26 protein-coding genes and 3 tRNA genes are annotated in these 25,209 nt (G+C 36.8%); 8 read left to right on the forward strand and 21 right to left on the reverse strand.

Features of this window, described 5'->3' with window-relative positions; all coding sequences use genetic code 11:
• Nucleotides 1-402 precede the first annotated feature (402 nt).
• Entirely contained in the window at nucleotides 403-1,803 is a 1,401-nt protein-coding gene (locus tag ESZ47_RS05835; protein WP_148605589.1) for a hemolysin family protein, read from the forward strand.
• A 91-nt stretch (nucleotides 1,804-1,894) separates the two neighbouring features.
• Nucleotides 1,895-2,560: a histidine phosphatase family protein gene (locus tag ESZ47_RS05840; protein WP_148605591.1), complete on the forward strand. Its 666-nt coding sequence runs from the start codon at nucleotides 1,895-1,897 to the stop codon at nucleotides 2,558-2,560.
• Nucleotides 2,561-2,615: 55 nt separating this feature from the next.
• On the opposite strand, the gene ESZ47_RS05845 is transcribed toward ESZ47_RS05840, so the two are convergent.
• From ESZ47_RS05845 to ESZ47_RS05860, 4 genes are all read right to left on the reverse strand, one after another.
• Nucleotides 2,616-4,154: an ABC transporter permease gene (locus ESZ47_RS05845; RefSeq protein ID WP_148605593.1), complete on the reverse strand. Its 1,539-nt coding sequence runs from the start codon at nucleotides 4,152-4,154 to the stop codon at nucleotides 2,616-2,618.
• Between the two features lie 149 nt (nucleotides 4,155-4,303).
• Entirely contained in the window at nucleotides 4,304-4,849 is a 546-nt protein-coding gene (gene hpf / locus ESZ47_RS05850) for a ribosome hibernation-promoting factor, HPF/YfiA family (protein WP_148605594.1), read from the reverse strand.
• A 138-nt stretch (nucleotides 4,850-4,987) separates the two neighbouring features.
• A complete protein-coding gene (locus ESZ47_RS09530) occupies nucleotides 4,988-5,398 on the reverse strand; it encodes a ComF family protein (RefSeq protein WP_244307561.1) in 411 nt (136 codons plus the stop codon).
• Between the two features lie 260 nt (nucleotides 5,399-5,658).
• Complete coding sequence (locus tag ESZ47_RS05860; protein ID WP_148605598.1) at nucleotides 5,659-6,969, reverse strand: ATP-dependent helicase ComFA; 1,311 nt, start codon at nucleotides 6,967-6,969, stop codon at nucleotides 5,659-5,661.
• A gap of 17 nt (nucleotides 6,970-6,986) precedes the next feature.
• Between ESZ47_RS05860 and ESZ47_RS05865 the strand changes: the two genes are divergently transcribed.
• Nucleotides 6,987-7,622, forward strand: coding sequence for a YigZ family protein (locus tag ESZ47_RS05865; protein ID WP_148605599.1), 636 nt, complete (start codon nucleotides 6,987-6,989; stop codon nucleotides 7,620-7,622).
• Nucleotides 7,623-7,766: 144 nt separating this feature from the next.
• Here ESZ47_RS05865 and ppx read toward each other — a convergent pair whose 3' ends face one another.
• From ppx to ESZ47_RS05900, 7 genes are all read right to left on the reverse strand, one after another.
• Nucleotides 7,767-8,732 (reverse strand): exopolyphosphatase, encoded by a 966-nt coding sequence (gene ppx / locus ESZ47_RS05870; protein ID WP_148605601.1) that lies wholly within the window; start codon nucleotides 8,730-8,732, stop codon nucleotides 7,767-7,769.
• Nucleotides 8,729-10,861, reverse strand: coding sequence for an RNA degradosome polyphosphate kinase (locus tag ESZ47_RS05875; RefSeq protein WP_148605602.1), 2,133 nt, complete (start codon nucleotides 10,859-10,861; stop codon nucleotides 8,729-8,731). Before ESZ47_RS05875 ends, ppx begins: the two co-directional genes overlap by 4 nt.
• A gap of 9 nt (nucleotides 10,862-10,870) precedes the next feature.
• Complete coding sequence (locus tag ESZ47_RS05880; protein ID WP_148605604.1) at nucleotides 10,871-12,349, reverse strand: Ppx/GppA phosphatase family protein; 1,479 nt, start codon at nucleotides 12,347-12,349, stop codon at nucleotides 10,871-10,873.
• A gap of 84 nt (nucleotides 12,350-12,433) precedes the next feature.
• On the reverse strand, nucleotides 12,434-13,018 hold the full coding sequence (locus tag ESZ47_RS05885; RefSeq protein ID WP_148605606.1) for a DNA-3-methyladenine glycosylase I: 585 nt from the start codon (nucleotides 13,016-13,018) through the stop codon (nucleotides 12,434-12,436).
• Between the two features lie 94 nt (nucleotides 13,019-13,112).
• Nucleotides 13,113-14,438: a phosphopyruvate hydratase gene (gene eno / locus ESZ47_RS05890; protein WP_148605608.1), complete on the reverse strand. Its 1,326-nt coding sequence runs from the start codon at nucleotides 14,436-14,438 to the stop codon at nucleotides 13,113-13,115.
• Between the two features lie 119 nt (nucleotides 14,439-14,557).
• Nucleotides 14,558-15,367: a triose-phosphate isomerase gene (tpiA, locus tag ESZ47_RS05895; RefSeq protein ID WP_148605610.1), complete on the reverse strand. Its 810-nt coding sequence runs from the start codon at nucleotides 15,365-15,367 to the stop codon at nucleotides 14,558-14,560.
• The gene (locus ESZ47_RS05900) at nucleotides 15,364-15,699 is read right to left on the reverse strand and encodes a hypothetical protein (RefSeq protein WP_148605612.1); all 336 of its coding nucleotides are present in this window, start codon (nucleotides 15,697-15,699) and stop codon (nucleotides 15,364-15,366) included. The genes tpiA and ESZ47_RS05900 overlap by 4 nt, the downstream gene beginning before the upstream one ends.
• Before the next feature lie 110 nt (nucleotides 15,700-15,809).
• Here ESZ47_RS05900 and ESZ47_RS05905 point away from each other — a divergent pair.
• Nucleotides 15,810-15,895, forward strand: a tRNA-Leu gene (locus ESZ47_RS05905).
• 95 nt (nucleotides 15,896-15,990) lie between these two features.
• Here ESZ47_RS05905 and ESZ47_RS05910 read toward each other — a convergent pair.
• Nucleotides 15,991-16,062, reverse strand: a tRNA-Gln gene (locus ESZ47_RS05910).
• Nucleotides 16,063-16,099: 37 nt separating this feature from the next.
• Nucleotides 16,100-16,182 (reverse strand) — tRNA-Tyr (locus tag ESZ47_RS05915).
• Between the two features lie 161 nt (nucleotides 16,183-16,343).
• On the opposite strand from ESZ47_RS05915, the gene ESZ47_RS05920 reads away from it, so the two are divergent.
• Together ESZ47_RS05920 and ESZ47_RS05925 are read left to right on the forward strand one after the other, a co-directional pair.
• Nucleotides 16,344-16,556, forward strand: a complete 213-nt coding sequence (locus tag ESZ47_RS05920; RefSeq protein WP_148605613.1) for a helix-turn-helix transcriptional regulator — start codon at nucleotides 16,344-16,346, stop codon at nucleotides 16,554-16,556.
• Nucleotides 16,553-17,023: a DUF2178 domain-containing protein gene (locus ESZ47_RS05925; RefSeq protein WP_148605615.1), complete on the forward strand. Its 471-nt coding sequence runs from the start codon at nucleotides 16,553-16,555 to the stop codon at nucleotides 17,021-17,023. The genes ESZ47_RS05920 and ESZ47_RS05925 overlap by 4 nt, the downstream gene beginning before the upstream one ends.
• A 142-nt stretch (nucleotides 17,024-17,165) precedes the next feature.
• Here the strand turns inward: ESZ47_RS05925 and rpsI are convergent, their stop codons facing one another.
• The 7 genes from rpsI to ESZ47_RS05960 all read right to left on the reverse strand — a co-directional run bounded on the left by rpsI (nucleotide 17,166) and on the right by ESZ47_RS05960 (nucleotide 21,850).
• Entirely contained in the window at nucleotides 17,166-17,561 is a 396-nt protein-coding gene (gene rpsI / locus ESZ47_RS05930) for a 30S ribosomal protein S9 (protein WP_002815996.1), read from the reverse strand.
• A gap of 19 nt (nucleotides 17,562-17,580) precedes the next feature.
• Nucleotides 17,581-18,024: a 50S ribosomal protein L13 gene (gene rplM / locus ESZ47_RS05935; protein ID WP_148605617.1), complete on the reverse strand. Its 444-nt coding sequence runs from the start codon at nucleotides 18,022-18,024 to the stop codon at nucleotides 17,581-17,583.
• A 137-nt stretch (nucleotides 18,025-18,161) separates the two neighbouring features.
• Nucleotides 18,162-18,572, reverse strand: coding sequence for a pyridoxamine 5'-phosphate oxidase family protein (locus tag ESZ47_RS05940; protein WP_148605619.1), 411 nt, complete (start codon nucleotides 18,570-18,572; stop codon nucleotides 18,162-18,164).
• A gap of 48 nt (nucleotides 18,573-18,620) precedes the next feature.
• Entirely contained in the window at nucleotides 18,621-19,388 is a 768-nt protein-coding gene (gene truA, locus ESZ47_RS05945) for a tRNA pseudouridine(38-40) synthase TruA (protein ID WP_148605622.1), read from the reverse strand.
• An 11-nt stretch (nucleotides 19,389-19,399) separates the two neighbouring features.
• Complete coding sequence (locus ESZ47_RS05950; RefSeq protein WP_148605624.1) at nucleotides 19,400-20,206, reverse strand: energy-coupling factor transporter transmembrane component T family protein; 807 nt, start codon at nucleotides 20,204-20,206, stop codon at nucleotides 19,400-19,402.
• Nucleotides 20,199-21,056, reverse strand: a complete 858-nt coding sequence (locus tag ESZ47_RS05955; protein ID WP_148605626.1) for an energy-coupling factor transporter ATPase — start codon at nucleotides 21,054-21,056, stop codon at nucleotides 20,199-20,201. Before ESZ47_RS05955 ends, ESZ47_RS05950 begins: the two co-directional genes overlap by 8 nt.
• Nucleotides 21,032-21,850, reverse strand: a complete 819-nt coding sequence (locus ESZ47_RS05960) for an energy-coupling factor transporter ATPase (RefSeq protein ID WP_148605628.1) — start codon at nucleotides 21,848-21,850, stop codon at nucleotides 21,032-21,034. Before ESZ47_RS05960 ends, ESZ47_RS05955 begins: the two co-directional genes overlap by 25 nt.
• 174 nt (nucleotides 21,851-22,024) lie before the next feature.
• Here ESZ47_RS05960 and ESZ47_RS05965 point away from each other — a divergent pair, with 174 nt between their 5' ends.
• Together ESZ47_RS05965 and ESZ47_RS05970 are read left to right on the forward strand one after the other, a co-directional pair.
• On the forward strand, nucleotides 22,025-23,695 hold the full coding sequence (locus ESZ47_RS05965) for an NAD(P)/FAD-dependent oxidoreductase (RefSeq protein WP_148605630.1): 1,671 nt from the start codon (nucleotides 22,025-22,027) through the stop codon (nucleotides 23,693-23,695).
• 68 nt (nucleotides 23,696-23,763) lie between these two features.
• Complete coding sequence (locus ESZ47_RS05970) at nucleotides 23,764-24,762, forward strand: polyprenyl synthetase family protein (RefSeq protein ID WP_148605632.1); 999 nt, start codon at nucleotides 23,764-23,766, stop codon at nucleotides 24,760-24,762.
• A 31-nt stretch (nucleotides 24,763-24,793) separates the two neighbouring features.
• Here ESZ47_RS05970 and rplQ read toward each other — a convergent pair whose 3' ends face one another.
• Entirely contained in the window at nucleotides 24,794-25,177 is a 384-nt protein-coding gene (gene rplQ / locus ESZ47_RS05975; RefSeq protein WP_148605633.1) for a 50S ribosomal protein L17, read from the reverse strand.
• Between the last annotated feature and the right edge of the window lie 32 nt (nucleotides 25,178-25,209).

The raw sequence follows: 25,209 nt of genomic DNA on the forward strand, positions 1-25,209 counted from the left end.
ATATTCGTTTTTTATTCTCTGAACTACTGACCTTAAGTTTACCCTTTTTAATTAATTCTTCAAGGTCTAATTTTGTCTCAGGGAACATTTGTTCCCTTTGGGCGATGTAAGATTAAATTACTACCTTGATTAAAAATAATTTATACATAAAAACTGAAAACGTTATTATATCAATGATTTTACTGCTATGAAATAATTACTTAGGGTATTATAATATCATACTTTGATTACTAATCCTACTAAAATGATTAGGCTAAGCATATATTTGTTCCCTTCCCGCTTTAAAACAAACGGCTTTATTTTCTATACTAATCGACCGATTAAGAAAGTGATAAAATCAAACGTTCTCGAACTATTTTTGTTATAATGTGTATTAGTTATAATGAAAAGAGGTTTACGAATTTGGATTCTGGTCCGTCTATGATCATCAACTTTTTTATTATCTTGGTGGTCCTTTTACTAGCTATTTTGTTTACACTAACTGAATATTCCTTAGTAAAAGTACGTTTAAGTGCATTAAAGGCATTGCAAGAAACACGTGAAAAGCCTTCACGTAATATTAACAATGCCATTTATATGACTACACATCTAACTGAATATCTTTCTACCGCACAAGTCGGTATTACACTAACTAGTCTGATTTTAGGTTGGATTGGTGAAGAAACTGTTGCTGATATCCTTCTTGGCTCTGGTCTACTCCCTGCTGAGTATGCTCGTGCTATATCTTCAGTAGCAGCTATGATTATCTTCACTATTGTTCACGCCGTATTTACCGATTTGGTGCCAAAAAATATTGCGATTGAATCACCCGTTAAGGTACTACTTTTTATTGTTCGTCCAGTACGTTTCTTTCATATCGCTTTATTCCCATTAATTTGGACATTGGATCATTTGTCCAATGGTATCACACATCTACTCGGTTTCCGAACAGACGGCGAAGAAGACATCTATTCTCAAACAGAAATTTTATCATTATCAAAAAATGCAGCTGCTGCTGGAGAATTAGATGAAGAAGATTTAACATTTATGCAACGTGCCTTTGAGATGAACGATAAGGTGGCTGTTGATATCATGATTGATCGTACATCGATGACAATTATCGATGTCACAGCTACTATTTCAGATGGCCTAAATCTATACCTGCAAGAACGCTACTCTCGCTTCCCAGTAGTTGCTGATAATGACAAGGATAAAGTACTTGGTTACGTCTTTAACTACGATTTAGTACGTCAAGCACGTATTAAATCCTCTGATCCTGTATCAAAAATCATGCGTGACATTCCTGCCGTGCCTGAAAACATGGATTTACACGATGTAATGGATGAAATGATTATGAAACGTTCACCCATTGCTATCGTTGTGGATGAATATGGTGGTACCTCAGGACTAATCACAGATAAAGATATTTATGAAGAATTATTTGGTACTGTACGTGATGAAATCGATGATGTTGCCGACGATTACATCGAAAAACTCGGTGACCATCGTTTTAAAATATCAGGTAAAATGACATTATACGATTTCGAGCGTTATTTTAATAGAAATATCAAGGAACTGGAAAATGATGATGCTGTAACGTTGACTGGCTATGTTCTAAACCACGATCCTGAATTCCGGGCCGGTGACACGATGAAAGTTGCCAACTTCGAATTGACAGCACTGGATTACGACAATGCTTATATTTCACAGTTTGTAGTCAAAGAATTCCCACTACCTAAAGACGATTTAAATAAAAATGGTATTTTTGATGAAGATGAAATTTCTTCCGAAAAAAAATCTGAAAATACTTCAAATAACAATTAATTAAAAGTGTGCTGAGAAGCATGCTTTTTTTGATACGTTGTTATCCAGATGTTGTGGTAAAATAAAAATAGTCATCTTCAGGAGGAAACTTATGACAGTCAATATTTATATGGTACGCCATGGCGAAACCTACTTTAATTTATTGCATCGCTTCCAAGGGTGGTCTGATGCCCCTTTAACAGAAAAAGGAATTCAAGATGGTTATGCAGCTGGTACTCGTTTGGCTAAGGTCCATTTTCATGGTGCCTATTCATCTGACTTAACAAGAGCCATCCACACATCGCGCTATATTTTAGCAAACAATACAGCTAAATCACCTAGAGAAGCCGTTCAATTGCCTGATTTTCGTGAAGAGAATTTTGGATCGTTTGAAGGTGTTCACACTGGTGTCGTCTTAACAACATTAAGTGCGTACAAAAATGATAATTTTTCAGATTTTTCTGATGTTATCACCAAATACGGTATGCCTGCTGCCATGAATCTCGTCAACGAAGGTGATCCGTTTAACCTTGCTGAAAATTATCAACAATTCATAACACGTATACGTCATGGATTTGAAGATATCCAATCACGTCACCATGATGGTGATAACATCTTAATCGTCTCACATGGGACTACTATACGAGCCATTGCTGATTATTTTGGTTATCAAGATTTTGCAAAAGTCAGCGTCAAAAATGGTGCCATCATGCAACTTGAATTAAATGAGCATGATGTTAAAATAACAAACTTTAATGATGATACAACAGTATTTTAAGCAGAATAAAAATGTATAAAAATAAAAAAGTGGGCTGATAATCAGCCCACTTTTTTTATTCAACTACTTTTTCAATCAAACGATGACGTTGTTGCAAACGATAATTTGATACCAATAAAATTGTTAAGATAATCCACCAAATAATCAAGATCATTACTTCTTGTTGCACATCTCCACCAAATATAAGATGATTCAAGGCGCTGATTAGTGTACTTAATGGCCAGAATGTTCTCGATACACCAAAGACCGTTTCTTGAACAATGCTTGGATAGCTAATTACCACTATAACAGCCTGTAGTATGAACAATCCAAGCGCTAGCCACCAACCATTTTGACCAAGTAACTGTTTCAAATACCAGATGATACTCATCATAACCCACTCAGCTAACACAATGATACCAGTAGCAAACCAAACATTTGTAATAGGCACATGCCACAATACTGCACTGCCTGTCATTAATAGCGCACTGATGACACTTAGTACACCGCCCACTTGAAAAGTACCCCACCATTGTTCAAGCGCAAGTGCTTCTGGCTTCAACGGTTTAATCGACAATACTAAGCCAAAGAGAATAGCCATAGCTGTCACTCCCATAGCTACACATTGCGCAAAAATAGCTTGACCATTATTTTTTACCTGTCGAATGTCAGTTGTCGATAATGTAAGCATTTGTGTCAATGAAGACGTTGTATCAGCCTTATCACTTAGTAATGAATTTAACTTACTAGAAATTGAATTTTGTCCATTTTTAACAGCTGTTGCATCTGACTGTATGATTCCTGACTGTTGACTCAATGCTTTAGTGTTACTCAAATTAGCTGTAATATTACTAATCCCACCAGCAACAGTCGTCTGCATTTTATAAGATACGTCATTTATTTTTGCTGCCGCTTCTTTTATTTTATCAGTGTCACTGTTACTAATAGCCGTGTTTAATTCCACAGTGTAAGTTGCCAATTGCGTAGTTAAGTCATTTGTATCAGATTGTAATTCCTTAGCTGTATCAATATCAATCGCATTACCAACAGCTTGTAGATTAGCTTGCAGATCAGCTGTTTTATCAGCTAAAGTATTACTTTGCTTAGCCAAATTTTTAAGTGTGGAATCATTCGATATACCCATACTTAGTTTAACATTAATTTCACCAATCAGATTAGTAATGATTTGTTGTGAATACTGTGTAGCAAATTGATTATTGCCTGTTGCTATAGTTTGTTTTACACTAACATTTTGACCAGTACTTTTGAATGATGCCAACTGCTTTGTCATTTGCTTTGGAAAAATAATAACACTCGTTATTTGCCCCAACTTAAGCGCTTGCTGCGCTTCTTGCTGTGATTTGTAACTTTTAAAGGTGAGTTTTTTATTCGTTAACAGTTGATCAGTTAACTTAGTACCAACATTTTGTTTTTCACCCTCAAATTGTGCCGCACTATCTAAATTAACAACACCTACTCTTAATCGATACGCATGTTGTGTGACATGACTAACGGATCCTAAATACCCCGCTACCAGTATCACAGGTAAAATTGTGACCACCAGCCACTTAATCAAACTACGCTTATTTTCTAATATTGTTCGCCAACCCGACATAAAAAGACCTCTTTATTTTAAACTCTGCTTAGTATAGCATACGCAATTTAAGAGGTCTTGTGGATAATTTTATAAACTTTTTACGTTTCTTAACTAAATTATGGAAAAATGTTCCCCATTTTCATCACTAAACACGTACCTGAGAAAAATCACTCAGCTGTCTCAAGCAAACCATATTTCCCATCAGCTCGCTTGTAAATTACTGAATCCGTGTTTGACTCAGCATCTTTGAAGATAAAGAACACATGGCCCAACAAATCCATTTGCAAAGCAGCTTCTTCAGGAGACATTGGTTTTAAGTCGACTTGCTTAGTTCGCACAATCTGCAATACTGAGTCATCAACTTCATCATCCGGAATTTCACCCTTAGAATCAATGCCCTTGAATCCTGTTTCTCTTGACTTACGGTTGATCTTAGTCTTATATTTACGAATTTGGCGCTCTACTTTTTCAGAAACATTGTCAACTGCTGTGTATAAATCTTGATTAGTATCTTCTGCACGTAAAACCACGTAAGGTAATACAATAGTTACTTCGACCTTACCAGAGTTATCAGACTTGTATGTGCGCAAATTAACATTAGCTTTAGCGCTTTCTTCAATATAACGATTTAGTTTCGTTAAGCGCTTTTCCACATATTCACGAATTGCATCTGTGACTGTGATATTTTCACCACGTACATTGTAATCTAACATAAACTAATTCCTCCAAAGTGCCTAGATTAATGATAAAATTCTAAATTAATATCATTCGTCTAGTTATTTTATATTGGTTCTGTCTTTATTATATCATACTTGAAAGCGTTTACTGTAAAATGAGCGTCTTATTCATTTTCAACGTGCTAGTGAAACACTTTTCACAGAAACTGCTCCACAAGATATTAATAACTCAGCAGCACAATGCAATGTACTTCCTGTAGTATAGACATCATCTACAAGTAAAATACTCTTTCCAATAATTAATGTTGAATCTTGTATGTCAAAAAGTTGTTTCCTTTTCATGCGGTCATTACGATTTAAATTTGATTGCTGCCTCTTTTTAACGGATATAACCTGTAATGCATTAGTTAGTTGGATTCCCTCTAGCATACCTGTCACTTGATTGAATCCTCGTGTCCGCATCGTATATTGACTCACAGGAATGGGTACAACCAAATCCATATTTGTATTATGGACCAACTGAATTAACTGACGATTAAAAATTTTACGCAGCATATAATCACCAGTAAATTTATATTGTTGCATGAATGACCGCATAGCATCATTATATTTATAAAGTGCTCGATGGTGCAGTGAAGGCTTTTGCTGGTATTGCCAACGTTGACAATCATAGCATTTTTGACGATTAACTTGTTGACGACCGCAGTCTGGGCAACAGTCTGACCCAATTATCTCAAAACCACTCTGGCATGAATAACATAGTTCTTTGCCTTCTGTTTTTACTAACCCAAAGAACTGTAAGAAAGAATCCACTTCAAATAATTCTGTTCGACACAAAGCACAAATCATAATTTTTCACTTTCTATTACCATACTGTCTGGTTTTGACTTATATTTAACGGCTCGACCTCGGCGGTTCATTGTCATAATTTGTTTTTGTGCAGCAAGTACTTTTAAATTAATATGTTGCACGTAGGCCAGGACCAATCCATAGGGTCGCGTCACACTTCTCCCTACACGACCAGCAATTTGAACCAAAGCGTTCTCACTAAAAACCTTATCATCAGCGCCTAAAATGAGCACATCAATACCAGGAAAAGTGACACCTCTTTCTAATATAGTCGTTGTCATAAGATATTGTATCTCTCCATCCCGCATCTTTTGTACTTTTGCTTGTCGTTGTGGATCAGCCGCATATACATAATCGCTTTTAATTTCTGGAAATATTTTATTCAGTTTTTGATATAACGGTTTTAAATCAGCAACCCGTGGCAAAAAAATCAAAAATTGCCGTTTTAATTGAATAAGTTCTTTAATCTGTTGCTCAACTTTTCGAGGCAGCCTTTTACGCCAGTTATTTACTAACTTAACTTTTAATTCTGGTAATAAGTGCTGATGAAATCTTAATGGTAAATAAGATGCTGTCAATGTTTTACCTAGTTGTTTACGCAAAGTAGTTGTTGGTGTAGCTGTAAGATAAATCAACGCACTATTCACTTTTTTAGCTTTATTCACAGCATAAGCCAACATTTTGTCCCCAGCAAATGGAAAACTATCTATTTCATCAACAATAAGCAAGTCAAAAGCACGATAAAAGCGTAACATTTGATGTGTTGTAGCTAAAACTAGTTGAGTATATCGATACTGCTCTACTTGATTACCATGCAGAACCACTATATCAGTCTTTTCAAAAGCTGCCTGTATTCTTGGGGCAAGCTCCACAATCACGTCAATTCGTGGTGAAATAATTGCCACTCGAAGTTTTTGATTAAGTGCTTTATAAATAACTGGAAATAGCATCTCGGTTTTCCCCGCACCTGTCACCGCCCATACTAAATGCGTACGCCTTTGTGATAGTACTTTTAATAATGTATCACTCACTTGTTTTTGTTGGGTAGTCAGCTGACCTTGCCAGGTTAATTCAGTCTGTCCACTAAATTGATTGGGTTCCGGTAATGAAACTAAGTTGTCTAACGAGCTCACACGACCTAACATAATGCACGCTTTACAATAAAAGTGCTTCTTAGGCAGTTTTTCAATATCATTTTGCCCACAACGTTGGCACATTGTACCTATAAATGCTTCATTCACATTTCTTTTCGTAGACTCTGTTTTAGGTTGTACAATTTGCCGACCATAGAAATAATCATCATTCATGCTGTATAATACGTTATATGACAAAATACCTCACAATTCAACCTAAGACATTCACCTGGGAACAAGAAATTAAAAAATCACGTTTTATTTTAAGTCTCGCCAGAATTACATCCGAAGGCGATGCTCGAGATTTTATTGAGAAAGTAAGTAAAACGCATTATAAAGCGACACACAATGTTTTTGCTTACGTCTTGGGAGAAAATGATGCCATCAAACGTTACAGTGATAATGGCGAACCAAGTGGTACGGCTGGTGTTCCACTCTTAGAAGTACTACAAAAAAATGAATTGCATGATATTGTAGCAGTAGTCACACGATATTTTGGTGGTATTAAGTTAGGTGCTGGCGGATTAATTCGCGCCTACGCAGGAACAGCAGCCGAAGGCTTAAAATCAGTCAACATCGTTGAAAGGTTAACTAGAACTAAAGTGACCATTACACTTGATTATAAACACGTAGATTCTTTGACCTACTGGCTAACTAAGCATAATTTTCAAGTAATTGATAGTCAATATGACACCAATGTCCACATCGTAGTACCCGTAGCCGAAGAAACACTACTTCAATTTCAAACTGATTTAACCAACCAATTTTCAGGCCACATTCAATTTATCATCGGTGATGAAACACACTTTGAAATTCCATTAAAATAAGATATAATTGAATAGTTATGATCCGCTAGTGTAATGGATCGCACGCAAGATTCCGGTTCTTGAAATCCGGGTTCGACTCCCGGGTGGATCATTCACACACAAAAAAACAGTCAATAGTACTATTGACTGTTTTTTTGTGTGAATTTAATCCACCGTCATTGAGGCTGGTTCTGGTGCAATCACATCTTGCCCTGTGTCTTGTTTAATTGTTTCAAACAAAATCCCCTCACGTAATCCTGCTTGTGAGAAAATAACTTGCTGTCCACTCAATAGAATTAATAATTCTATTAATGGCAATAATCCACCAACAATAATATCACCACGATCTTTTGCCAATCCTGCCATTTTCTGTCGCTCAACTAAATTTTTGCTTAAGATGGTCTGATAGATTTCAGTTGCATCTTGCATACTTAAATGATAACCATGAATTGGCATATCTGTAATTTTTTTCTGACGACGAGATATTTTTGCCAATGTACGATTGCTACCTCCCAAGGCCACGACTGGCAAATGCATCGCATCATTTAGCCAAGACACATCCCCAAACATTTGTCTCAAAGCCACCGTTGCTTTAAACAAAGAAGCCGCATTAATAACATTTTTTTCTAAAAACATTTCACTGATAGTTACTGCACCAATAGGTAAACTAATCTCATGAACTGATACTTTATTTCTGACCAGAATCAATTCTGCTGAAGCACCGCCGGTGTCCAAAATCAAGGCATCGTTAATGTTTAAAGTATTGACGATACCGACATAATCATAGTGTGCTTCTTCTTCACCCGTCAAAACTTGTAGTGGAAATTTCATTGTGTTTTCAAATTCAGATAAAAAAGTAGCTTGATTTGTCGCTTGACGTACGGCTGCAGTAGCTACCGCACGTATTTTTGCTTTAGGATGCTCTTCAAGTGCCTCTTTGAAGCTTTTTAGAGCGTTTAACGTACGTTTAATGGCTTCTGGCTGTAGAACCTTATCTTCACCCATTCCTTCAGAAAGACGCACCATCTCTTGCAGTCGGCTTAATACTTCATAATGCCCATCTTGATGATATTTACTAATCGTCATACGCACTGAGTTTGATCCCAAATCAATCACTGCTATAACAGTCATACTTCACCTCCCGTAAATGGATTATTAATCGGCTCAAATTCTTTTTGAGCGCTCTCCCGTTCTTGCTGTTGTTTTAACTCTACCTGTTTGGCCATCGATTCCGCTATAAACATTTCTTGTGCGTTCACTGAAGCTAATCCTCTTCGATCAATTTTTTCAAAGTTACCCTCAGTTTTCAAAACACGTGTCTTAACATTATCTTCCCACATCGTTTCGAAAATATTTATGACTTGTTGCGATAAATGAGTATGTCGAATTGGAAATAGTAATTCAACTCGTCGATCAAGATTTCTCGTCATTAAATCTGCCGAAGACAAATAAACTAATGGTTTGTCATCATTATTAAAAATAAAAATTCGACTATGTTCCAGAAAACGACCAACAATTGAGTGAACTGCAATGGTCTCACTGATTTTGGGCATATTAACCTTAAGCATTGTAATTCCTCGAACAATTAATTCAACTGGAACGCCGGCTTCACTGGCCTCATATAAATGCCGAATCATTCGTTCATCAGATAAAGAATTAAACTTCATTTTAATCCCTGATGATTTTCCTGCTTTAGCGTTCATGATCTCTACATTAATTTTTTCATAAATAAATTCACGAATCCCATTGGGCGACATATGCAATTGATGGAAAAAACTTGGGTCGGAGTAACCAGTTAAAATATTAAAAATTGAAGCTACATCTGCGCCTAATTCACTATCCACCGTTAGTAATCCCAGATCTGTATAGAAATTTGCCGTAACATCATTATAATTTCCAGTTGCCAGATGAACATAGCGACGAATCGTATCATCTTCACGTCGCACAACCATCGCCATCTTAGCATGAACTTTTAGTCCACGTAAGCCATACACGACGTGCACACCCTTTTGCTCTAATTCGCGCGCCCAATGCACATTATTCTCTTCATCAAAACGAGCTTTAATTTCAAGTAAAACAGTTACCTGTTTACCACGTTGCGCAGCATCTGACAAGGCTTTGATGATTGGTGAATTACCTGATACACGATACAAAGTCATTTTAATGGCCAGAACATTATCATCTTTTGCTGCCGTTTTAATAAATTGAACCACCGGTTTGAACGAGTCATATGGATGATGCAACAAATAATCACGTTTACGAATACTATCAAAGATTTTATCAGAAGATAAATCTGGATTTTCATAGCCATGAAATGGTGCATATTCTAATGTTGGCGCGTCAATTAATTTTAACCATGCATTGATAAATGTTAAATCAATTGGACCGCTGACTTCATAGATTCGATCATCCGGGACCTGTAACGCTTTGATAAGCTTTGTCATCAACATTTTGCCCGTATTAGCGCTGACAATGATACGAATCACTCGACCGCGTTCTCGTTCTTGTAATTTACTTTGTACTTCTTGCAAAATATTAGGTGTATCTTCATCATCAGCAACATCTAGTTCCATATCACGTAAAATATGAAAAACATTCGATTCTTTGATTGTGTAACCTGGGAAAAGTGCATCTAAAAATAGTTGAACAATCTCTTCAACTAAAATAACCTTGTTCCCTTCCGGTAACGCAATAACACGGCCAGAGGTTGCAGGTACCTGCAACACAGCAATATGCTTTTCGGATTGTTCATCATTCTTTTTTAAACGAACACCAATATTTAATGTATCATTTGCCAAAAAAGGAAAAGGCCGCGTACTATCAATAGCCATCGGTGTTAGAACAGGCCGTAATTCTCTTTCAAAAATTTCTTTCAAAAAAATAAATTGTTCATCAGTTAAATCATCTGCATGAAGCAATTCAAACCCTGATCTTTTCATTGTTGGAATGATACTACGTGTCAGTACTTGATATTGATTTTTAATTTGTTCTCCTGCGGCAGCAGAAATTTTAACTAATTGTTGTTTGGGTGACAAACCAGAGGCATCTATCTTGTCATGACCCACAAGCATTTGCTGTTGTAGACTGGCAACACGCACCATGAACCATTCATCCATATTTTTCTGCGTGATCGCTAAAAATTTAGCTCGTTCTAATATAGGATTCTGCGTGTCACGGCCTTCTTCAAGCACACGCTTATTGAAGCCTAACCAACTAATTTCACGATTAACATAATATTCAGGTTGTTTTAAATCAATCATAATATTTCCTCAGCTTCTTTTCCCCTGGCGCTTTAAGGCAATTGGCAATCCGAAAACCGCCTCAAAAAAATGTGCTTTCTGGGCAAATATATAAATTTCTAATTGTAAATCTGCAGTGGTTTGGCCTGTTACGGTAACTTTCTCTAAACCAACAGACACAGTTAGCTTACTAATCTTTTGTAATCTGCTATCATCCAGTGCATCAGCTAACCGTAGTAAAGCAGCCATTTTGGCAATGCGAATCCGTTGCCTTGGTGAAAAATCTTGGGTTGATCTTAACGCATTATCTGGTGTTTCCGCACTATGATAACGAGCAATTGACGCAATCATCCGTTGTTCAGACGTGGATAAACCATGAAAATCAATACCCTCTAAAATTTCTTCCGAGTATTGATAATGTTTCTGAGAATTAATAAAGCTACCAACATCATGTGTTAAGGCAGCAACACCTAATAATAGACGATCTCGAGCGCTTAAACGATGAATTTTTTTCAATCGATCAAATAGACGCCAAGCATATTTAAGTACAATCTCACGATGCTTTTCTTCAACCATATATCGATCTGCAATCCCACGTGCTGCCGTAATAATATCATCTTGTGCATTATTATCTTTGATTACCAAGCCATCTAAAACAGTCAGATTACTAATATGAAGATTACTTGCGCCAACAGCTGTCATAACCTGTACAACCAATACCGCTTCCATGAAAACCATCCAAATATCATTTAATTCAATATGATATCGTTCTGCAAAGGCTTGTTTATTCATTTGACTAAAGCTAGCAATCAGTGACTGTAATTCTGATTTCAAAATCGTCGCTTTATTTTTTTTGTTTAAGAAAAGATGATTTAATACATCAGCCCCAAGTAAAACCACTGTATCTGTTGATTGAAATGGTGGTAACATATGCCAAAAATCGGCTAATTTACTATCAATAAATTCTGGTATTAAATCTGGTACTTCGGTGATTTCCGCTGCCATATCACGAATAGATTGCGTCAATCTAACAGGTCCAATAGCCGAATGTTGTGAAAATTTAAACTGATTATTTTCAAAATAAGATAAATCAATTCGTGTAGAACTAATACCCAAAACAAAAGCATAATTCTCATTCAAAATTTTTTCATCGTTAATCCGCAATGCGAGTTGACGATAATAATTCTCTTGATTGGCATTCAACCAAAGTAACTCAAGGCCCGTTATGTTCTCTACTTGATCAACAAAATAAATGGCATTAAGCATTTTTGACAAGTTTTCGCTACCGTATAGACGAACATCCTCTACACCATAATCTCGTAATAATTGTTGAAATCGCTGCAACTGATCCAGTGCGCGTTGCATAACTTCTGTAGAAAAGCTAGCCAATGCCAGATCATTTTCGCTATATTCACGCCTAACATGCTCAATTTGATGTCCACGGTTATCAACAATTTGTAGCGCTGCAGCATCAGTATTTAGAAGAATAACGCCTTGTAATTTTGACATATATCGAGCCCTCTAAGGCTAGTTTATCACATTTAATATTGTGGTTGTATTAGGAAAAGGTAAAGGTCGTAACTTCAATATGAATTAGAAATTATCTGGATTAAAAACGCAATTTTGCTCGTGATCATTAATAATGCCAATCGCCTGCATGTATGAATAAACGATTACTGGGCCAATAAATTTAAAACCTCTTTTTTTCATATCTTTAGAGATTCTCTGTGATAATTCATTTTGACTAGGAACTTCATTATAATTAATAATATGATGGTTAATGACCTGTCCATTAGTAAAAGACCACATATAATCAGAAAAGCTATTAAATGATTCATGTAATTGTTCAATGATTTTGGCATTATTTACCGTAGCTTTAATTTTTAAGGTGTTATTAATAATCTCAGGATCATTTTTTAACCGCAAAATATCATTTTCATTCATGTTAGCAACCACATGAATATCATATGAAGCGAAAGCATATTTCATCGCTGTGCGCCGTTTTAATGAGGTTTCCCAACTGAGTCCAGCTTGAAAAACTTCTAATGTTAATAGTTCCAACAGTGCTGCATCTGTATACTGTCGTGGCTGTCCCCATTCTTCATCGTGGTATACTGTCATGAAATTTTCATCTTGATACTTATCTACCCAAGAACAACGTTTCAACTTTCCATTCATATTATTTCCTTCTATAACTAGAACTAGCATTTTCAAATATGGTTCTAAATAATTTTGTGTATAAAAAAACGACCAAATGGTCGTCTTTTATTTTTTACTTGTTTTCAATAACTTCGCGAGCAGCAGCTGACAAGTTATAGAATGAGTGAATACCCTTATACTTAGCAGTTGTATCCAACAATTCTTCAATACGGATTAATTGATTGTACTTAGCGATACGATCAGTACGTGACAATGAACCAGTCTTGATTTGACCAGCATTTGTAGCAACAACCAAGTCAGAAATTGTTGTGTCTTCTGTTTCACCTGAACGGTGAGAAACGATAGCTGTATAACCAGCTTCCTTAGCCATTTCAATAGCTTCAAAAGTTTCTGTCAAAGTACCAATTTGGTTAACCTTGATCAAGATTGAATTAGCAGCACCCATGTTGATACCCTTTTCAAGGTATTGTGTGTTAGTAACGAAGAAGTCATCGCCAACCAATTGAACCTTCTTGCCCAATTCTGCAGTAATTGTAGCCCAGTCTTCCCATTCGTTTTCATCAATAGGATCTTCAATTGAGATGATTGGGTAACGGTCTGCCAAATCTTCAAGGTACTTGATAAATTCTGGTGTTGTAAATTCATCACCAGTAGACCAACGCAACTTGTATGTCTTTGTTTCTGCATCATACAACTCTGATGAAGCAACATCGACAGCGATTGCGATATCCTTACCAGGCTTGTAACCAGCAGCTTCGATTGCGCGGATCAAATACTTCAAAGGTTCTTCATTATCAGCGAAATCAGGAGCAAATCCACCTTCATCACCGACTGAAGTTGCCTTACCATCAGCTTCCAACAACTTTTTCAAGGCGTGGAAAGTTTCTGAACCGTAACGGATTGCTTCCTTAACTGTTGGTGCGCCAACAGGCATAATCATGAATTCTTGGAAGTCAACCTTGTTTGCTGAGTGAGCACCACCATTGATAACGTTCATCATAGGTGTTGGCAATACGTATGAATTTGCACCGCCCAAGTATGAGAACAAAGGTACACCTAATTCATCAGCAGCAGCACGGGCAGCAGCGATTGAAACAGCCAAAATAGCGTTTGCACCCAACTTACCCTTGTTTTCTGTACCGTCGAGTTCGATCATAGCTTGATCGATTGCACGTTGGTCAGTTACATCGAACTTACCAACCAAAGCCTTAGCGATAGCATCGTTAACATTGGCAACAGCCTTTGTTGTACCCTTACCGCCAAAACGTGACTTGTCTCCATCACGTAATTCAACAGCTTCGTGTTCACCTGTCGATGCACCTGAAGGCACCATGCCACGACCAAAGCCACCTAATTCTGTGATAACTTCAGCTTCAAGTGTAGGGTTTCCACGTGAGTCAAGGACTTCACGTGCGATAATATCAGTGATTAAAGACATGTTTTAATTCTCCTTTGGTTTTCGGTTATATACCATGTATATTATATCACAGGCTAAGAGTCATATTCAAAAATTTACTAAACACATACTAGAAAATAATACACTTAACTGGGCACTAATTAGGCATTATCTACGTTAAAGTCAGGTATTTCTGGATCTTGTGCAATAGCTACAAGTTGTAAGAATTTTTCTGGGTCCAATGCTGAAGTACCAACTAAAACACCATCGATATCTTTTTGTAACATGATTTCACGAGCATTTTCTGGTGTAACAGAACCACCATACAAAACTCGTACTTGTTCAGCGATAACTGGTGAATATAATTTAGCTAAAGTTTGACGTATCAAATGTGCAGCTTTTTGCGCTTGCACAGCGCTTGCGGCTTCTCCTGAACCAATAGCCCATGTTGGTTCATAAGCCAATGTAACATTACGAATTTGATCAACCGATACTCCTGCCAAAGCAGCAGCTACTTGAGCAACAGATGGTTCTGCATCCATAAACTGGGCATACGTACTCATATCTTCATCCACATCGATAATTGGACGCAAGCCATTTCTAAGCGCGGCAGTAACTTTCAAATTAACTGTTGAATCAGTTTCATTAAAGAATTTACGACGTTCAAAATGGCCGATCAAAACGTATTTAGCACCTATGTCTTTTAAGGCCTTGGGCGACGTTTCACCAGTGTAGGCGCCACTATCTTCCCAATGAACATTTTCAGCCACAATGTGAATCGGCGAGTCGGCCGTAGCGCGAACCATATCAGCTAAAAATAAATCTTGAGCCGCAATACCTGTTTCTACAATATTTTGAGCGGGCACTTTACCGTTTACTTTGTCCAAAAAGTCCGCTACATCAGCGTGTAATTTGTTAATCTTCCAATTGGCAACGACAAACGGTACTCTTGTGGCATTATGTTGACTCATTGTTCATCTCCTCTAAGCATCATAAAAATAAATACAGCCTCAATCAATAGCAACCAAATCATATAACGAGAAGGTTCACCAAATAATGTTAATAACATATAACTAATGAATAAAACAGCCAATCCACCACCTGTTTTAGTTAATTTCTGCTGATACTTACTACGTGATAAAAGTTCAGTCAGGTGTTCATTTTCTGATTTCAATTCTGAAACGTCTAATTTCAAAGCTTCTATTTGATCCAATAAATCATCATTTTCACTTTGTAGGACCTCATTTTTTGCTTTTATTTCAGGCGTCACCGTCTCTGTTTTTTTTCGATTAAAAAATCTCATGTTTTTTCTCCATTAGCTCTATTCTACCAAAATTACTTGTTGCCTGTCATGGAATATCTATTGACGACCATGAATTTAATAGGTATAATTATATAGTTGTCAATTGATATGCAGTTGTGGCGGAATTGGCAGACGCGCAGGATTAAGGATCCTGTGCCCGTTTTAGGGCGTGCGGGTTCGACTCCCGCCAACTGCATCATCAAAAGCTATGCTAACAAGCATAGCTTTTTTATTTTAACTGATTAAAAAAATCGATAACAAAAAAGGAATCTATACAGATTCCTTTAAACATTGCCCCTGCTGGATTCGAACCAGCGCATGTCGGTACCAAAAACCGATGCCTTACCACTTGGCGAAGGGGCAATAGCTAATTTCTTTTGCCGTTAGCTAAAATCGGCAATGGGAGCGGTAGGATTCGAACCTACGAACCCGAAGGAACGGAGTTACAGTCCGTCGCGTTTAGCCAGACTTCGCTACACTCCCATATCTCAAACAACTATATTAGTATATCAAATCCGAAATTCATTGGCAAGGTTTTTCTACTATTTTTTAGTTTTATTTTTAAAAAGTGAAGTTGACTTCACTTTTTATGAATGATATACTATTTGTGAAGTTTATTACACATTGGGATTAGGAAATATAATATGAAAATAGACAATAATGTTCAACATATTAGAAAAAATCTTAATTTAACACAGGGCACCCTTGCACAAAATATTGGTGTTTCACGTCGTACAATTGTATCAATTGAAAAAGGTAACTATACGCCCTCCCTAATGTTAGCTTTTCAATTAGCACAGGCATTGAAAACACCCCTTACTGATCTATTTACTATTAATGAGGAAGACGAGATATGAAAAAAATAATTTTTGAACAGACTGGCAACATGATTACTATATTTATACTAGGTTTTGCTTTAATTCAATCTATTGTACTTTCACCACAACCAACACCAAGCTCATCTCAAATCCATTTCGGATATGGTTGGTTTTTGTTAGCTGCTTGGTTTTTAATTTTTGATGTCTGTAAGCACTTTTATCAGAAATGTGCCAAAGATGGTTACAATATTAATGATGGCGAGTTTAGTGTTAGAGATGAGCGTGAGCAATATGTCAGCTATTTCGCTATGAAGAGAACATTCCAAGTTATGGTCTACGGTTTAATATTTGTTATTGTCGCCTCGTTATTTTTTAGTTTATCATTAGCCGCAAACGTAACAACTGTCAGCATATTTATAATTATCATGCTAAGTTCGCTACTTGTTATTACCTTTTCCACCTATTTAATCTCATGGATTATTTATGAACGATCAAATTTTACATAAAATAATAATATTCAAAAACAGTTATTTTAATACTCACAAAAAAGCACACAACCTGATAAAGTTGTGTGCTTTTAAACTCAATATTTTAAGTAATTCTGTTTCGTATAATCGGTATCGATCATAATTTTCAGAATAACATATATTAACGCTTTGAGAATTGTGATGCCTTACGGGCTTTCTTCAAACCTGGCTTCTTACGTTCCTTCATACGTGAGTCACGAGTCAACAAACCTGCTGCCTTCAATGCTGCACGGAAATCAGGATCTACTGTCAACAAAGCACGGGCGATACCGTGACGTGTTGCACCAGCTTGACCAGAATAACCACCACCGATAACGTTAACTAATACATCATAGTTACCCAAAGTTTCAGTAACGTTAAATGGTTGCAAAACAACTTCACGCAAGTTAGCAAAAGGAATGTATTCTTCGATTGACTTGCCGTTCATTGTGATTTGGCCATTACCTGGAACCAAACGTACACGAGCAACTGAGTTCTTACGACGACCTGTGCCGGCATATTGTACTGCTGTAGTCATAATTCAGATTCTCCTTTCTTTAAACTAACTTGTTGATGTCAAGTGCTTCGGGCTTTTGTGCTGCATGGCCATGTTCTGCACCTGCATACACATGCAAGTTCAAGCCTTGCTTACGTCCCAAAGTGTTCTTTGGCAACATACCATGGATTGATAATTCAACCAACTTTTCAGGGTTGAATTCACGATAGTTTCCAGCTGTGCGAGCCTTCAAGCCACCTGGATGGTTTGAATGGTGGTAATAAACCTTATCAGTGGCCTTCTTACCAGTCAACTTAACTTCGCTTGCATTGATGATGATGACATTGTCACCCATGTCAACATTTGGTGTAAACGTTGGCTTGTTTTTACCACGCAAAATTGAAGCTACTACTGTTGACAGACGTCCCAAAACAACGTCCTTGGCATCAATAATATACCACTTCTTTTCGATTTCACCTGGTTTTGCTAAAAATGTTGTACGCATGTTTGCGCTCCTTTGATTAGTTGTTTACTGGCTTAGCCGTTCCTTGCTAAACATTTACAATAAGTTTCCGGGGCTTATCGTGAGGTAAACAATACCGTCTTCTATCTTAACTAAAAAAGTGTCATATGTCAATTATTTTAATTAAAATTAACATCTTTTTTGTAACCGTATGATGTTAGTCTAGCAGAGTGTATATGAAGCTCAAGTACAATCTCACTTTCAATATTTGGATGCCCATGCATATAGCTTTTATTGCCTATGAATAACGGTTTGATATCTGGCCATTTTTTATCAGAACGCTTCATCGTGGCATTGTTTGATTCAATACGTTCTCCATTCTCATTAAAAGGTGTCATAATCGCTACTTTATCATTCGTATCAATATCTTTTACCTTATATGATGTAGGATCAACATTAAAGTACCAAATGTTTTCATGCACTGGGCTAACTGCAAAGCCCATAATACGCATACTTGGTTGATTATTTCTTGTAGTAGCTACAAATACTAATCCTCCCGACGCCTGAATGTATTCTTCAAAAAATGTCACAATAGTTTCCCCTTAAAATAATGCTAGTTCTATTATAACAAAGATTGTTCAATTGTAATCAATCTCATCTAAATAAAGGCCACTGGCTGGTGCCGTAAATCTAGCCTGATTGCGATCTTTAACTTCAATTAGTCGTATAATGTCATGAATATCACGTTTTCCAGTACCAATTTCTAATAACACACCAACCATAATACGAATTTGATTATACAGGAAAGCATTCCCCTCGAATGTGAATACAATCTCATGTTCATCGGACAATGCTATAACATCTGCTCGTGTAATTAAACGCACTGTTGTAGCTGTTTCATTTCCTGAAGCAGCGAAACTGGCAAAATCATGTTCTCCCAATAAATCGGGTAGTGCCGCCAAAATTCTATTGATATCTAAATGCCAATGAAAATGACCAGTATATTTACGTTTAAAAGGATCCTTATAATCAGTCGTTGAAACACGGTAAATGTACCGCTTGGAATGCGTATTAAAACGGGCATGAAAATCATCGGCAACTTTTTCTACATATTTAACAACAACATCATGTGGTAATAAAGTATTCATCCCCTTACGAACACCTTCTGGATCAATGTTAAAGGGTAAATCAAAATGTATAACTTGACCAAAAGCATGGACACCCGTATCCGTACGTGATGCACCAACTACCTTAATTTCAGGAACTGGATTTTTCGCCATTTTATTCACTACTTTATTAAGCTCCCCTTGAACTGTTCGAACAGATTCAACACCATTTTTTGTCTGTAACTGGAAACCAAAAAAATCAGCGCCATCATAAGCTATTATCGCTTTGTATCGTGGCATTAATTCTCCCCTTAATATTTTATAAAAAATTTAATTGCAATAAAAAGAACCGAAAAGATAAACAAACCTGCAAAAGCCTTACTATCCTCTGAACCATATGACAATATACGATATTTGGTACGTTGCGTAGCATCTTGAAAACCACGAACTTCCATAGCATTAGCTAAGTCTAGCGCTCGTTGAAGGGCACCAACAAATAATGGAATAAGCAATGGTACAATTGCTCTCGCTCTTTTAATAGGCCCACCAGTAGAAAAACTCATTCCACGCGATTTTTGCGCATTCATGATTTTTTGTGTCTCATCCATCAATAATGGTACAAAACGTAATGCAATCGATAACATTAAGGCTAATTCTGCTACCGGTACGTGAAGTTTTTTTAAAGGTTTTAACAGAGATTCTAACGCATTTGCAATACTTGTTGGTGCCGTAGTCAATGTCAATATTGTCGACATCAAAATAATTAACACAAAACGAATCATAACGTATATCGCATTTATAATTCCTGGTACAGTAATTTTCAATGGTCCAGCCTGAAACAATACTGGCTCTCCTGGCGTAAAAAATAGTTGCAAAATAATTGTGAACAAAATTAACCAAAATATTGGTTTTAATCCATCCCAGTACAATTTAAAGGGTTGCTTTGTTAAGCGAATCATCGCGAAAACAAATGCAGCCGACCAAGCATAAGTCGCCCACGAATTAGCCCACAACATTACAAAAATAAATATAAAGGTACCAATCATTTTAGTTCTTGGGTCCAGACGATGTATCCAAGAATCTCCTGGCACAAAACGGCCAATCATAATATTATTCATGTTGGTCATCTCCATTTAACATTTTTGCTAGTTCTGTCAACAAAAGAGGCCGACGGCTTAACGAACGACCTTTTTGACGTAATTTTTCTGCAAATTGTCCTGCTTTAGGCAAATCTAACGCAACTTCCTTAAACCATGATAAATCGCGGTTAAATATCTCAGTTGGTGTCCCTTCTGCCGCCACACGGCCGTTATTCATGACAATCATATGATCAGCAACAGCTATCACATGATCCATTTGATGGGAAATCAACACTACCAATTTACCAGCCGATTTTAAATCACGTACAATATTAAGCAATTCATTTTGACCTTTAGGATCTAGTCCAGCGGCTGGTTCATCTAAAACAACGATATCTGGATTACTGGCTAATGTACCGGCCATGGCTACTCGACGCATTTGACCACCAGATAGTTCAAATGGTGATTTATGCCATAATTTTTCAGAAACATGCACCCGTTTCAAAGCTTCTTTTGCAGCAATTTGTGCTTCACGTTTCGAATAACCAAAATTAATCGGTGCATACATCACATCATCTAAAACGGTATTAGCAAAAAGTTGATTTTCAGGGAATTGGAAAACCATCCCCACTCGAGCACGTAAGCCTGTTAATTGCTTTTCTTTGATACCATTTGTCAAAATAAAATCATCAATAATTATTCGGCCTGATGTTGGTTTAAGTAGTCCGTTTAGATGCTGAATTAAGGTTGATTTCCCTGATCCAGTTTGACCGACAATTGCGGTTACCTGTCCATCTGGTATCGTGACATTAATATCATGCAAAATTGGCTGAGCTAAAGTCGTACCAGCACCATAACTAAAATTTACTTGTTCAAAGTTGATAGCCACTGTATCAGTTCTCTCTCATCCATATAATCTTCAGGCTTTTTATCTAATTGGTAAGCCAATTCATTGGCAAATGGTAGTTCTAATCCATTATCATGCAAAACCCTTCGCTGTGAAAATACCTTAGCGGGTGTGCCATCTAAAATTTTTCGCCCATCATTAATCACAACAACTCGATCGGCTAATGTCGCTTCGTCCATATCATGTGTAATTGTTATTAAGGTTAAATTTTGACCAAACTGTTGTTTTAGTTGCTGTAATGTTTCCATTACCGTCATTCTTCCGTCAGGATCCAGCATTGCAGTTGCTTCATCTAAGATAATAATTTTTGGTTGTAAAGCTAGAACACTTGCTAGAGCAACACGTTGCTTTTGTCCCCCAGACAATGTATGTGGTTCACGATCTTTAAAATCTTGCATGCCAACAACCGTGAGCGCTGCATCGATTTTTTGAGGCATATCAGAACTATCCACTTTTGTATTTTCTAGTCCAAAGGCGACATCATCAGCCACAGTTGCCCCTACAAATTGATTATCTGGATTCTGAAAAACCATTCCAATTTTTGCACGTACGCGATGCACTGATTCAATACTTAATTGTTCATCAAAAACAATAATCTGTCCCTCATCTGCAACTAACAAGCCTAATATTAGTTTAGCTAGTGTAGACTTCCCTGAACCATTATGTCCAACTAAGGCAACCCATTGACCTGCTTCAATGTTTAAATTAAAGTCATTGAACAAAGGTTGTTCATCGTAGCTATATTTTAAATTGTTTATCTCTATCGCTTTAACCATTACTACTTATTTTAGCATATTTCTCTCAAAAAATTGATTGCTACTGATTATTAACATTTCTTCAACATTTTCACAAAGATTAACTCTCATAAACCTAGTAAATTACTATAAACTGGTCTATACTAGAATAAGTAAAATGCTAATAAATAATTAATTTCACAAAGGAAGCATTCCATGAGAGAAAAAAATATCGTTATCGTCGGTGCTGGATTTGGTGGCGTCTTTGCAGCCAAAACATTATCTAAAAAGCTAAGAAATCACAAAGAATACAATATTATTCTTATAGACAAGCATTCATACTTCACATATATGACTGAATTGCATGAAGTTGCTTCTCAACGTGTTAAGCCAAAGCATGTTCAAGAAGACCTAGAACATCTGTTTTATCAAGACAAGAATGTTAAGTTATTAACGACCGAAGTAACAAATATTGATAAAAAAGACAAAACGATAGCAACCACACAGGGTAATATTCCATATGAAAAGCTTGTTTTAGCAGTTGGTGGTCAATCAAATGATTTTGGTACCCCAGGTGTAAAAGAATATGGTTTTGAAATGTGGTCAATGGAAGAGTCTCTTAAAATCCGCAATCACATTGAAAATATTATTGGTCAAGGTGCTGCTGAACTAGATCCTGCTAAACGTGAACAAATGTTAACAATTGCTGTGGTTGGCTCTGGATTTACCGGTGCAGAATTAATGGGTGAATTTATTGAACAACGCAAAGTTTTAGCACAAACGTATAAGCTAGATGAAAATGAGATTAAGCTCGTTTTGCTTGAAGCTTCACCATCTATTTTGAATATGTTAAAAGATCGTAAATTAGCAGACAAAGCTTTCAAATATATGGAAGACAATAATGTTGATATACGTCTAAATTCAAGAGTTACTGGTGTCGATGAAAGTGGTGTTTCTTTCCAAGATGGATCCACACTACCAACAAAATCATTAATCTGGACTGCCGGTGTTAAAGCAAAGTCATTTATCTCTGATTGGGGATTCAAATATGGTCGTGGCGGACGTATTGAAGCTGACGATTACATGCGAGCTACTAAAGAAGACGGTACTCCTGAACAAGATATATACGTAGCCGGTGATACTTTGTCTTATGTCGACGAAAAAACTGGTCCTATTCCCCAAACAGTCGAAGGTGCGGAGAGCGCTGCTCGTGCAGTATCTGCTAACATTCTTGCCGACTTTGGATATGGTAAGGCAAAGAAATTTTCTGAAACTGTCAAATATCATGGATTTGCTGTTTCTATCGGATCTCATTACACTGTGGCAAGTTTGATGGGATTGAATTTCTCCGGATTCTTGGCTAGCATCGCCAAGCATGGTATTAATCTTTTCTTTTACTCACAGATTCGTTCAGCTTATTCAATATTCCACTACATGATGGACGAGTTCTTCCGAACAGAAGACGGACGAAATCCATTTAAAGGAAGCATATCGAGGCTCGGAAATGTTTTATGGTCAACACCGTTACGCCTGTTACTAGGACTATTTTGGATATTAGTTGCTTTAGGAAATGCCGGTAATCTTAACGACTTATTCTGGCAAAATGGTATTTCTAGTTTTCTCGAAATTGTCACAGGGGCCGGAATTTTACTTGGTCTATTTACCTGGCCACTTGCTGTGTTATCAATTATTCTCACGATCATTTCCGGTGCAACACACTCTTTTGAAATAGTCCACTGGTTCATAATGTTTAGTAGTTTAGCTATTATGAATGGTTCAGGCCGTGGATTCGGATTAGATTTCTACGTCGTACCACTGTTACAAAAAATATTTGGTGGCTTCTGGTATGGTAAAGCAAAATCAACATATAATGAATTAGAAAAATAAGTTATAATAATAAGGTGCGAGAATTATAATTCTCGCACTTTGTACATAATGAATGAAAAGAGATTTCCATGGCAATGCCAACATTACCAAAAATTTGGGAGACCTTCCCTGAGTTAAATACGCCTCTTCAAAATGTATTAACCGAAATGTCAGAAAGTTGGCACATAGGCTTTGAAGAAATTGATCGTGCTGTTCGCTCACAAGCTAGTGCAGGGAAACTTGTTCGTCCCGCATTAACATTGCTTTTCTCTGAATTGACCGATGCACCATATAATAAAAAAGCAATTGTACTGGGCTCAAGTGTAGAACTTTTGCATATGGCCACGTTAATTCATGATGATATTATTGATGAATCTAAACTTCGCCGCGGATACGAGAGTGTACAGGCACAATTTGGTAAAGATACTGCTGTTTACGCTGGCGACTACCTTCTTACCGGCATGTTATCTCTACTAAATGACGCTAATAACGCACAAGCAAATCAGCTAGCACTAGAAGCACTAAAAAAGCTTTTATTCGGTGAACTAACTCAAAAACAAAATCGTTATATAACTAGTACAAGCTTTGACAAATATCTTACTCAGATTACAGGTAAAACAGCTGCTTTATTTAAACTAAGCGTGTTATTCGGCGCTACTAGTTCGGGAGCACTTGATGAAGATTTATTAGATGTTGTTGGTAAACTCGGAAAAAATCTCGGTATTGCGTTCCAACTATTAGATGATTATTTAGATTTTGAGTCGATTACAGAGCAGCTTTCGCTTGGTAAACCATCTGGTCAAGATGTTCGTAATGGTATTTATACAGCACCTATCATATTTGCCTTGGAAGATCAAAGTGTTAATGAGGAATTAATTGCATTATTATCTCTAAAAGATACAATTACCGATGAGCAGCTCATTTTGATTCACAAAATCGTTGCCGATAGTAATGCGATGTTACGACTTAACACCCTATTATCTGAATATACTGAAGAACTTAACACCTTGCTTAATAAGCTACCAAATAAAGCGTTACAAAATAAGTTACATCATCTCGCTAATTTATTGTTACAACGTAAAAATTAAAAAGCACTTGTNNACAAGTGCTTTTTAATTTTTAATCAACAAGCTCCAAGATAACCATTTGCGCAGCATCGCCACGACGTTGGACTGTCTTAAGAATTCGTGTATAACCACCATTACGTTCTGAAAAACGTGGTGCAACATCATCAAACAATTTTTGCAAAGCTGATTGTACCTTAACGTCATCACCGTCTTCTATTACATCTGCGACTTCGTTTCGAACAAAAGTAGCAGCTTGACGACGGGCATTTAAGTCACCACGCTTACCTAATGTAATCATTTTATCAGTTGTCTTACGAACTTCTTTAGCGCGAGCTTCAGTGGTTGTAACACGACCATTAATCAAAAGATCAGTTGTCAAGTCACGCAACAAAGCTTTACGTTGTGAAGATGTACGACCCAATTTACGATATGCCATTGGTGAGTCCTCCTTTTATTAATTTAAAGACA

Origin of the sequence: Leuconostoc litchii (genome assembly GCF_008107645.1) — a bacterium.
In the GTDB taxonomy this organism is placed as follows: Bacteria; Bacillota; Bacilli; order Lactobacillales; family Lactobacillaceae; genus Leuconostoc; species Leuconostoc litchii.